Here is an 11117-nt window from a genome sequence, read left to right on the forward strand (position 1 = left end):
CCAGCGCCGGCGCCACGGTTATAATCGATTGCTTTAGCATTGCTCGCCGGACGGGCGCCCCAGACGGGCGCCCGCCGCCCACATTCCAACGCTTCCCCGGCTGCCGGCAGGCCAGATGCCGCGCAGGCGCTGCCCTGATCGTTGCCCTGACTGCTGTCCCGACCATGCAAGACAAATACCTTCCTTCCGCCGTTGAACAAGCCGCCCAGCAGCACTGGCAAGCCATCGACGCCTACCGCGTGTCGGAGCATGCAGCGGGCCCCGACGGCAAGGAAAAGGCCAAGTTCTACGCCTGCTCGATGCTGCCATACCCGTCGGGCAAGCTGCACATGGGCCACGTGCGCAACTACACCATCAACGATGTGATGGCGCGCTACCTGCGCATGAACGGCAACAACGTGCTGATGCCGATGGGCTGGGACGCCTTCGGCATGCCGGCGGAAAACGCCGCGCTGAACAACGGCGTGGCGCCGGCCGCCTGGACCTACGACAACATCGCTTACATGAAGAAGCAGATGCAGTCGATGGGCCTGGCCATCGACTGGTCGCGCGAGGTCGCCACCTGCAGCCCGGACTACTACCGCTGGAATCAGTGGCTGTTCCTGAAGATGCTGGAAAAGGGCATCGCCTACCGCAAGACCGGAACCGTCAACTGGGACCCGGTCGACCAGACTGTGCTGGCCAACGAGCAGGTCATCGACGGCCGCGGCTGGCGCTCGGGCGCGGTGGTGGAAAAGCGCGAGATCCCGATGTACTACCTGCGCATCACCGAGTATGCGGAGGAGCTGCTGGGCGACCTCGACGGCCTGGGCTGGCCCGAGCGCGTTAAGGTAATGCAGCAGAACTGGATCGGCAAGAGCGTGGGCGTGCGCTTCGCCTTCACGCATGACATCCCGGGCGAGGACGGCAAGCCGATCAACGACGGCAAGCTCTACGTCTTCACCACGCGCGCCGACACCATCATGGGCGTGACCTTCTGCGCGGTCGCCGCCGAGCACCCGCTGGCCACGCACGCCGCGCTGAACAACCCCGAACTGGCTGCCTTCATCGACGAATGCAAGCACGGCTCGGTCATGGAAGCCGACATGGCGACCATGGAGAAGAAGGGCATGCCGACCGGCCTGCAGGTCACGCACCCGCTGACCGGGCACAAGGTCGATGTGTGGGTCGGCAACTACGTGCTGATGAGCTACGGCGACGGCGCCGTGATGGGCGTGCCCGCGCACGATGAGCGCGACTTCGCCTTTGCCAACAAGTACAGCCTGCCGATCAAGCAGGTGATCGACGTGAAGGGCCAGCCGTACTCGACCGAAGCCTGGCAGGAATGGTACGGCGACAAGGAAAACGGCACCTGCATCCATAGCGGCAAGTATGACGGCCTCGGCTACCAGGCCGCGGTGGAAGCCATCGCCGCCGACCTGGGCGCGATGGGCCTTGGCGAGAAGAAGACCACCTGGCGCCTGCGCGACTGGGGCATCTCGCGCCAGCGCTACTGGGGCACGCCGATCCCGCTGATCCACTGCGACAGCTGCGGCGTGGTGCCGGTGCCTGAACAGGACCTGCCGGTGGTGCTGCCCGAAGACCTGGTGCCGGACGGCACCGGCAACCCGCTGGCCAAGGACCCGCGCTTCCTGCAGTGCACCTGTCCGTCGTGCGGCAAGCCCGCGCGCCGCGAGACCGACACGATGGATACCTTCATCGATTCGTGCTGGTACTACATGCGCTATACCTGCCCGGACGCGGCCACCATGGTCGATGCCCGCAACGACTACTGGATGCCGATGGACCAGTACATCGGCGGCATCGAGCACGCGATCCTGCACCTGCTGTACGCGCGCTTCTGGACCAAGGTCATGCGCGACCTGGGCCTGGTCAAGTTCGACGAGCCGTTCACCAACCTGCTGACGCAGGGCATGGTGCTGAACGAGACCTTCTACCGCGAAGACGCCTCGGGCAAGAAGCACTGGTACAACCCGGCCGACGTCGACGTGCAGACCGACGAGCGCGGCCGCCCGGTTGGCGCCGCGCTGAAGGCCGACGGCCAGCCGGTGGTGATCGGCGGCATCGAGAAGATGTCGAAGTCCAAGAACAACGGCATCGACCCGCAGGCGCTGATCGACCAGTACGGCGCCGACACCGCGCGCCTGTTCGTGATGTTCGCCGCGCCGCCCGAGCAGCAGCTGGAGTGGAGCGGCTCGGGCGTGGAGGGCGCCTCGCGCTTCCTGCGCCGTGTGTGGAACTACGGCTACGCCAACGCCGCCGCGTTGCGCGATGGCGCCGGCAGTGCGATCACGGCCGATGACGCCGAGCTGCGCCGCGAGATCCACGGCGTGCTCAAGCAAGCCAACTACGACTACCAGCGCATCCAGTACAACACCGTGGTCTCGGCCACGATGAAGATGCTGAACGCGCTGGAAGACGCCAAGACCGCTTCGCCGGCCGCGCGCCGCGAGTGCTTCGGCATCCTGCTGCGCGTGCTGTACCCGGTGGTGCCGCACATCACCCACGGCCTCTGGGAACAGCTGGGCTTCGCCGCCGAAGCCGGCGACCTGCTCGACGCCCCGTGGCCGCAGGTCGACGAAGCCGCGCTGGTGCGCAGCGAGATCGAACTGGTGCTGCAGATCAACGGCAAGGTGCGCGGCAGCATTACCGTGCCGGCCAGCGCCGACCGCGCCGCGATCGAGGCGGCCGCCGCCGGCTGCGAGACCGTGGCCAAGTTTGCCGAAGGCAAGGCGCCGAAGAAGATCGTGGTGGTGCCGGGCCGGCTGGTGAACGTGGTGCTGTAACGGGTCAGCGGCCCGGAACCTGACTGAGGAATCGCCAAGAATGAAGCGACTGAACATGGGCCGCCGCAAGGCGCTCGCGGCGATGCTGGCGGTGCCGGCAACGGGCCTGCTGGCCGGCTGCGGCTTCCACATGCGCGGCAATTCGGACTTCGCGTTCAAGCGGCTCTATATCGGGATCCCGCCCAACTCGCTGATGGGCGCGGACCTGCGCCGCGCCATCCGCGGCGGCTCCGACACCCAGGTGGTGGCCGACCAGAAAGAGGCCGACGCGCTGCTGGACGTGCTACAGGACACCCGCACCAAGTCCATCCTGTCGATCACGACCGAGGGCGTGGTGCGCGAATACCGCCTGACGCAGCGCTTCACCTTCCGCCTGCGCGATGCCGCCGGCAAGGAACTGATCGCGCCGTCGCAGCTGGTGCTGACGCGCGACCTGACCTACAACGAAGCCAACACGCTGGCCAAGGACTACGAAGAGCAGCAGCTGTACCGCGACATGCAGCGCGACATCGTGCAGCAGCTGATGCGCCGGCTGGCCGCGGTCAAGGCCATCTGAGCAAGGCAGAGTGACGGCATGCAACTCAAGCTCGACGGGCTCGACGCGCACCTGAAGCAGGCCAGGGCCCGCGGCCTGGCGCCGCTGTATGTGGTGCACGGTGACGAGCACCTGCTGGTGCTGGAGGCCGTGGATCGCCTGCGCGCCACGGCGCGCGAAGCGGGGTTTTCCGAGCGCGAGGTGCTGGTGGCCGAGCGCGGCTTCCACTGGGGCCAGCTGGTCGAGGCGCAGCAGTCGATGTCGCTGTTCGGCGACCGCAAGATCGTCGAGCTGCGCATCCCTTCGGGCAAGCCCGGCAAGGACGGCGGCGAGGCGCTGCGCGCGGTGGCGGCGCAGCCGTCGCCGGACGTGGTGATGCTGGTGACGCTGCCGCGGCTGGATTTCGCCACTTCCAAGTCGGCGTGGTTCCAGGCGCTGGAAGGCGCCGGCGTGTCGATCAAGGTCGACACGGTGGACCGCACCCGGCTGCCGGCCTGGGTGGGCGAACGGCTGGCACTGCAGCAGCAGCGCGTCGAGGGCGGCGAGTCTGGGCGGCGCGCGCTGCAGTTTGTCGCCGACAAGGTCGAGGGCAACCTGCTGGCGGCGCACCAGGAAATCCAGAAGCTGGGCCTGCTGTACCCGCCGGGGGAACTGAGCTTCGACCAGGTCCACGACGCGGTGCTGAACGTGGCCCGCTACGACGTTTTCAAGCTGTCCGAGGCGATGCTGTCGGGCGACGTGCCGCGCCTGGTGCGCATGCTCGAAGGGCTGCGCGGCGAGGGCGAGGCGACGGTGCTGGTGCTGTGGGCGCTGACTGAGGAAATTCGCGTATTATCCAAGGTCCGGCAAGGCCTTGCGGCCGGCAAGCCGGCGGGCGTGCTGATGCGCGAACTGCGCGTCTGGGGACCGCGCGAGCGGCTGGTGCCACAGGCCGCGCAGCGGCTCCAGCTGCCCCGGCTGGAAGCGGCGCTGGCACTGGCGGCGCGGCTGGACCGGCAGGTCAAGGGCCTGTACGACCTGCCGCCACCGGGCGGCGCGCCGCTGCCGGCCGAGCCATGGGACGGTTTGCAGCAGCTGGCGCTGATGATTGCGCGCTAGGGTTTGCTTCCCTGAGGGTTTGCTCCCCTCTCCCGCTTGCGGGAGAGGGGCCGGGGGAGAGGGCAGGCAGGCGGGAAATCTTGCGATATCGCCCGTTGATGCACCGGCCCGCTCCCCCAACCCCTCTCCCGCGCGCGGGAGAGGGGAGGAACACACACTGACGGCCTTCCCCCGGCCACTGACATGAACGAGCTCGACCTCAACCAATACATGGACCGCGTCGGCCGCCAGGCCCGCGCGGCGTCGCGCGCGATGGCGCGTGCCTCCACGGCGGACAAGAACCAGGCGCTGCTGACCATTGCCGCCGCCATCCGCCGCGATGCCGACAAGCTCAAGGCCGTCAATGCGCGCGATGTGGAACGTGCCCGCGCCAACGGCCAGGATGCCGCCTTCGTCGACCGCCTGACGCTGTCGGACAAGGCCATTGCCACCATGGCCGCCGGCCTGGAGCAGATCGCCGCGCTGGCCGACCCGATCGGCGAGATCTCAAACATGAAGTTCCGCCCGACCGGCATCCAGGTCGGCCAGATGCGCGTGCCGCTGGGCGTGATCGGCATCATCTACGAGTCGCGCCCCAACGTGACCATCGATGCCGCGGCGCTGTGCCTGAAGTCGGGCAACGCCACCATCCTGCGAGGCGGATCCGAAGCGATTGAATCCAACACCGCGCTGGCCGCGCTGGTGGCAGAGGGCCTGGCCGCCGCCGGCCTGCCGCCGGAAGCCGTGCAGGTGATCGAGACCACCGACCGCGCCGCGGTCGGCCGCCTGATCACCATGACCGAATTCGTCGACGTGATCGTGCCGCGCGGCGGCAAGAGCCTGATCGCGCGCCTGATGGAAGAAGCGCGCGTGCCGATGATCAAGCACCTGGACGGTATCTGCCACGTCTACATCGACGCCGCCGCCGACCTGGACAAGGCCGTGCGCGTCTGCGACAACGCCAAGACCCAGCGCTACGCGCCATGCAACACCATGGAAACGCTGCTGGTGTCGCGGGACATTGCCGCCACCGCGTTGCCGCCGCTGTGCCGCATCTACCAGGAGAAGGGCGTCGAACTGCGCGTCTGCCCGGCCACCCGCGCCACGCTGGAAGCCGCCGGCTTCAGCGGCCTGGTCGATGCCGCCGAGGAAGACTGGCGCCTGGAATACCTGGCCCCGATCCTCGCCATCAAGACCGTCGCCGGCCTGGATGACGCCGTCGCGCATATCAACGAATACGGATCGCACCACACCGATTCGATCATCACCGAGGACTACTCGGCGGGCATGCGTTTTATCCGCGAGGTCGATTCGGCCAGCGTCATGATCAACGCCTCGACCCGCTTCGCCGACGGTTTCGAATACGGCCTGGGCGCGGAGATCGGCATCTCCAACGACAAGCTGCACGCACGCGGCCCGGTCGGGCTGGAAGGGCTGACCTCGCTCAAGTACGTGGTCTTCGGGCACGGCGAGATCCGGACCTGAAGCTGGACCTGAGGCCGGACCTCAAGCCGGCCCGCCAACAACAATAACAACCGCAAGCCAACGTCTGTCCGCCGATGCTCTGGGTCAAAGCGCTGCATATCGTCTTCGTCGTTTCGTGGTTCGCCGGCCTGTTCTACCTGCCGCGCATCTTCGTCAACCTGGCGATGGAGACCGACGCCGCCAGCACCCAGCGCCTGCTGCTGATGGCGCGCAAGCTGTTCCGCTTCATGACCATGCTGGCGGTGCCGGCGGTGGTGTTCGGGCTGTGGCTGTACCTGGGCTACGGCATCGGCCGCGGCACCGGGCAGGGCTGGATGCATGCCAAGCTGGCGCTGGTGCTGGTGCTGATCGGCTACCACCACGGCTGCGGCGTACTGCTGCGCAAGTTCGAAGGCGGGCGCAATACGCGCTCGCACAAGTTTTATCGCTGGTTCAACGAGCTGCCGGTGCTGGTGCTGCTGGCTGTGGTGATCCTGGTGGTCGTCAAGCCGTTCTGAGCAGGGCGACCGCTCCACAAATTGCGAGATCGAGATGAGCAAGCTGGTTGACTACTACCTGACGCCGCAATCGCCGTTCGTCTACATGGGCCATGCGCGCTTTGCTGCCATGGCCGAACGCCACGGCGTGCAGGTGAACCTGAAGCCCTGCGACATGGGCAAGGTATTCTCCGTCTCCGGCGGACTGCCGCTGGCGCAGCGCCCGCCGCAGCGCCAGGCTTACCGGCTGGTCGAGCTCAAGCGCTGGAGCGCATTCCTGGACCTGCCGCTGAACCTGGAGCCAACCTTCTTCCCGGTCTCCGGCGACGCGGCCAGCAAGCTGATCATCGCGGCGCAACTGGCGCACGGCACCGCGCGCGCGCTGCAGCTGACCGGCGCGATCGGCGCAGCGGTGTGGGCGCAGCAGCGCAATATCGCCGATGCCGCCACGCTGGCGCAGATCGCCGACGAGGCCGGCCTGGATGGCGCTGGCCTGCTCAAGGCCAGCGAGGCCCAGTCGGTCCAGGCGGCCTACGCGCAGAACACGCAGGATGCGATCTCGGCCGGCGTGTTCGGTGCGCCGTGGTATGTGTTCGACGGCCAGCCGTTCTGGGGCCAGGACCGGCTCGACTTCCTCGAGCGCGCGCTCGCCGCCGCTTGAACTAAGCTATCGGATATCTCCCGTCCGCTACGGCGGACGTTTTTGTTTGCAGGAAACCTGACCCATGACCCAAGCCTTTTTTGCCCCTTGCCCGCGCGGCCTGGAGGGCGCCCTCGCCGAAGAACTGCGCGAGATCGCCGCCCGGCCGGGCATGGCCGCGCTGGCGCCGTTCACGGTGCACCAGGAGGTGCCGGGCGGGGTCAATTTCTCCGGCGAGATGGCCGCAGCCTATGCGGTCAACCTGCATTCGCGCATTGCCAGCCGCGTGCTGCTGCGCGTGGCCGCGCGCGGCTACCGGCACGAGGACGACATCTACAACCTGGCGCGCGGCGTGCGCTGGGAGCAGTGGTTCTCGCCGGACGAATCGCTGCGCGTCGATATCACCGCGCACAAGTCGCCGCTGCGCAGCCTGAATTTCATCGCGCTGCGGGTCAAGGACGGCGTCTGCGACGCCATGCGCGAACGCCTCGGCGCGCGCCCGAGTGTCGATACCGTCAGCCCGGATGTGCGCGTCTATGCCCACCTGACCGAGCGCGACTGCACGCTGTACCTGGACACCACCGGCGAGCCCCTGTTCAAGCGCGGCTGGCGCACCGAGAAGGGCGAGGCGCCGCTGAAGGAAAACCTGGCCGCCGGCATCCTGCGCCTGGCGGGCTGGGTCCCTGGGCAGACCTTCCGGCCGTTCTACGACCCGATGTGCGGCAGCGGCACGTTCCTGATCGAAGCCGCCCAGGTGGCGCTGGGCATTGCCCCGGGCGGCAGCCGCAGCTTTGCCTTCGAATGGCTCAAGGGCGTCGACCGCAAGGCGTGGCAGAAGCTCAAGGACGACGCCCAGCGCGCGCGCATGCTGGCCTCGGCGGATGAGCTGCAGGTGGTGGGATCGGACATCTCAACCGACATGCTGGCCATCACGCAGGCCAACTGGCAGCGCGCCGGCCTGCCGGGCGAGGCGCGCACCAAGCAGGTCGATGCGCGCTTCGTGCAGCCGCCCTACGACGAGCCGGGCCTGCTGCTGATGAACCCGCCATACGGCGAGCGCATCGCGGTCCGCGGGCAGCGCCGCATGGCGGAGGAGGAGATGCCGCGCGACGAGGTGGAGGAGGCGGCCGCCAACCAGTTCGCCAACGCCTTTGCCACGACGCTCAAGCAGAACTTCGCGGGCTGGCAGGCGTGGGTCTTTACCGGCGACCTGGGCTTTCCGCGCCGGCTGCGGCTTAAAGAATCGCGCCGCACGCCGCTCTACAACGGCAATATCGAATGCCGGCTGTTCCGCTTTGACATGGTGCGCGGCACCAACCGGGTGCCGCAGGCGGACTGAGCGCCTCTCTGTCCTGGCAGTGCCCGGCCGGTGTCAGAGGCGCTTGCGCCCCGTCAAGGCCTCGGAATGGCGCGAAAAATCGGCCAGGAAGCCCTGCAGGCTGACCACCGGCTCCTGCAGCAGGTGGCGCGGCAGGTCGAACAGGGCGTAGAAGAACTCTTCGTTGCCCTCGCAGCGCTCGGCCGGCAGGCAGTATTGCTCCCAGTCGATGCAGGCGGGCGTGTACATGCCGTTGCCCGGCCAGAAAAACGGTATCAGGCGGCCCTCGCGCAGGCCTTCGATCAGCGCGGCGGGCGCATCGTAGGCTTCGGCCGATTCCACCTGGCTCATCAGGCCGGCGCGGGTCTCGATCACCATCAGCGTGGCGTGGCCTTGCGCAGTCAACAGCAGGATGCCGGCCGGGTTGGGGTACAGGTAGTACTCGACAAAGCCGTAGCGCGCCGTGAGCTGGCGCACCCGCTCGGTCATGGCCGGGTCGGACAGGAACGAGAACGAATGCCGCGTCAGCAGCTCGCGCAGCGTGCGCGACAGCGTGGCGAAGTATGCCTGCTGCATGGCCTCGATTTCCTGGTCCAGCCGCTCCACCATATTGCTGTCGTGCTTCTTGACGTAGCGGTCGATCAGCCCGTGGTTGAAGCCCTGCACGGCGATGCTTTCGTCAGCCGTGCCGGTCAGCAGGATGGTCTTGCACGGCAGGTCCTGCAGCGCCTGGCAGAACTCCAGTCCGTCCATTTGCGGCATCGAGTAGTCCACCACGATCACGCCCGGCTGCAGGAAGCGGTTGACATCGTGGATTTGGCGGTAAATCCGGTCGATGTCGAGCTGGACGGTGCGGCGCTCGGTCAGGAAGGTCAGGTCGTCATGCGTGACCCGCACCGGCAGGAAGCCGGGGAAGCGGGTGGCATAGGCCTCGCGGATCCATTGCAGTGCTTCACGCGGATCGGTAAAGGTGATGACCGCGCGCGAGGCATCCATCTGGAAGGCCAGGCTGTCGATGAACGATTTGCTGTCGTCGACCAGGACGGTCAGGACCGGGTGATGGAAGACCGACAGGTTCCGGTCATGCGGGTTGAAGGTCATGATGCGTTGGCGTCGGGGCCGGCGGGCAGGGGTTCGGCGCATTCGGCAAGCCGGCGTGCGCATTCGCAGGCCAGTATAGCGCGCCGTGGCTGCCTTGCAAGGCACGGCGCCGCAGGCGGCCGGGACGGCCCGGCCGCCTGCGGGCACGGCGGTCTTAGTCGACCGCCTTGAACATGTCCTCGACCACCTTCTTGGCGTCGCCGAACACCATCATGGTCTTGTCCATGTAGAACAGCGAGCCGGCGATGATCAGCATCGGGTTGTTCAGCGAGAAGCCGATGCCCGCCGCCGCCCAGCCCGAGTACGAGTTCAACATCGACACCACCACCGGCATGTCGGCGCCGCCGATCGGGATGATGATCAGCACGCCCAGCACGAACGCGATCGCCAGCATGATCAGGAACGGCAGCCAGTCCTGCGACATGAAGAAGATCACGCCGAAGCCGACCATCGCCACCGCCAGCAGCAGGTTCAGCCAGTGCTGGCCGGCGAACACCACCGGCGCGCCCTGGAACAGGCGGAACTTGTAGCGCCCGGCCAGCTTGCCGAAGGCGATCACCGAACCGGAGAAGGTGATGGCGCCGACGAAGCAGCCGATGAAGAGCTCGATGCGGTTGCCCAGCGGGATCAGGTGCGAGCCTGCCGGCGTGATGCCAAACGCGGCCGGCTCGGCCACCGCGGCCACCGCGATGAACACCGCCGCGAGACCGATCAGCGAGTGCATCGCCGCGACCAGCTCGGGCATCTTGGTCATCTGCACCTTGCGCGCCACGTAGGCGCCGATGCCGCCGCCGACCACCAGCGCGCCGAAGATCAGCGCCAGGCCGGAGCCCACCGACGACTGCGCCGTGCCGGCCGCCAGGAACTCATTCTTGAGCTTGATGATCAGGACCAGCGTGGTGACCACCGCGATCGCCATGCCGATCATGCCGAAGGCATTGCCCTTGCGCGCCGAGGCCGGGTGCGACAGCCCCTTGAGCGCCTGGATAAAGCAGACCGAGGCCACCAGGTAGAGCAGGGTGACGAGGTTCATGCTGACGAGGCCGGCTGCCATTACGCGCCCTCCCTGGCCAGTGCCTGCTTGGGTTCGGCCGCCTTGGCCTTCGGCTCCTTCTTCTTGAACATTTCCAGCATGCGCTGGGTGACCAGGAAGCCGCCGAACACGTTGACCGCGGCCAGTGCCACCGCCAGCGTGCCCATGATGCGGCCCGTGGCGCCTTCGGTCAGGCCCGCGGCGAGCATCGCGCCGACGATGATGATGGCCGAGATTGCGTTGGTTACCGCCATCAGCGGCGTATGCAGGGCTGGCGTGACCGTCCAGACCACGTGGTAGCCCACGTAGATTGCCAGCACGAAGATGATCAGGTTGATCACCGTGTGGTTCACCATCTCCATCGACTTCTCCTCCTTTGCTTTGAAACCGGGATGCTGCGTGTCGCTATGTTGTTCTTTGCAGTATTACGGTCAGGGCACGTCAAGGGCCAGTGGCTCTGGAAGACCGTTGCGTGCCCCCTCTCCCGCTTGCGGGAGAGGGGCGCAGACTCAAACCTTCTTGATTTCCTCGCGCGCGGCGCCCGCGGGCATTACGCAGCCTCGCGCACGACCTGGCCGTCCCGGCACATCAGGCAGGCGGCGACGATGTCGTCTTCGAGGTTGAGCGTGAACTGGCCATCCTTGTCGACGACAAGCTTGAGGAAAT

At 67.2% G+C, this 11117-nt stretch carries 9 protein-coding genes and 1 pseudogene; 7 read left to right on the forward strand and 3 right to left on the reverse strand.

The window, feature by feature from the left end:
- Positions 1–164: 164 nt before the first annotated feature.
- The 7 genes from leuS to ACAD63_RS03110 all read left to right on the forward strand — a co-directional run bounded on the left by leuS (position 165) and on the right by ACAD63_RS03110 (position 8338).
- Entirely contained in the window at positions 165–2786 is a 2622-nt protein-coding gene (gene leuS, locus ACAD63_RS03080; protein ID WP_434033406.1) for a leucine--tRNA ligase, read from the forward strand.
- 40 nt (positions 2787–2826) lie between these two features.
- On the forward strand, positions 2827–3342 hold the full coding sequence (gene lptE, locus ACAD63_RS03085; protein WP_116318117.1) for an LPS assembly lipoprotein LptE: 516 nt from the start codon (positions 2827–2829) through the stop codon (positions 3340–3342).
- Positions 3343–3360: 18 nt separating this feature from the next.
- The gene (gene holA, locus ACAD63_RS03090) at positions 3361–4419 is read left to right on the forward strand and encodes a DNA polymerase III subunit delta (RefSeq protein ID WP_434033407.1); all 1059 of its coding nucleotides are present in this window, start codon (positions 3361–3363) and stop codon (positions 4417–4419) included.
- A gap of 183 nt (positions 4420–4602) precedes the next feature.
- Positions 4603–5883 (forward strand): glutamate-5-semialdehyde dehydrogenase, encoded by a 1281-nt coding sequence (locus tag ACAD63_RS03095; RefSeq protein ID WP_135705909.1) that lies wholly within the window; start codon positions 4603–4605, stop codon positions 5881–5883.
- 74 nt (positions 5884–5957) lie between these two features.
- Positions 5958–6380, forward strand: a complete 423-nt coding sequence (locus ACAD63_RS03100) for a CopD family protein (RefSeq protein ID WP_063241672.1) — start codon at positions 5958–5960, stop codon at positions 6378–6380.
- A 34-nt stretch (positions 6381–6414) separates the two neighbouring features.
- Positions 6415–7020, forward strand: a complete 606-nt coding sequence (locus tag ACAD63_RS03105) for a 2-hydroxychromene-2-carboxylate isomerase (protein WP_434033408.1) — start codon at positions 6415–6417, stop codon at positions 7018–7020.
- Between the two features lie 64 nt (positions 7021–7084).
- Positions 7085–8338: a THUMP domain-containing class I SAM-dependent RNA methyltransferase gene (locus ACAD63_RS03110; RefSeq protein WP_135705907.1), complete on the forward strand. Its 1254-nt coding sequence runs from the start codon at positions 7085–7087 to the stop codon at positions 8336–8338.
- Positions 8339–8371: 33 nt separating this feature from the next.
- Here ACAD63_RS03110 and ACAD63_RS03115 read toward each other — a convergent pair whose 3' ends face one another.
- The 3 genes and pseudogenes from ACAD63_RS03115 to ACAD63_RS03125 form a co-directional block, all read right to left on the reverse strand.
- Positions 8372–9418 (reverse strand): response regulator, encoded by a 1047-nt coding sequence (locus ACAD63_RS03115; protein ID WP_135705906.1) that lies wholly within the window; start codon positions 9416–9418, stop codon positions 8372–8374.
- A 228-nt stretch (positions 9419–9646) separates the two neighbouring features.
- Positions 9647–10472 (reverse strand): annotated as a pseudogene (locus tag ACAD63_RS03120) (NAD(P)(+) transhydrogenase (Re/Si-specific) subunit beta); the annotation flags it as partial.
- Positions 10472–10813 (reverse strand): NAD(P) transhydrogenase subunit alpha, encoded by a 342-nt coding sequence (locus ACAD63_RS03125; RefSeq protein WP_133092301.1) that lies wholly within the window; start codon positions 10811–10813, stop codon positions 10472–10474. The gene ACAD63_RS03125 and the pseudogene ACAD63_RS03120, both read right to left, overlap by 1 nt.
- Positions 10814–11117: the final 304 nt, after the last annotated feature.

Source organism: Cupriavidus sp. a3, assembly GCF_051015765.1.
In the GTDB taxonomy this organism is placed as follows: Bacteria; Pseudomonadota; Gammaproteobacteria; order Burkholderiales; family Burkholderiaceae; genus Cupriavidus; species Cupriavidus oxalaticus_A.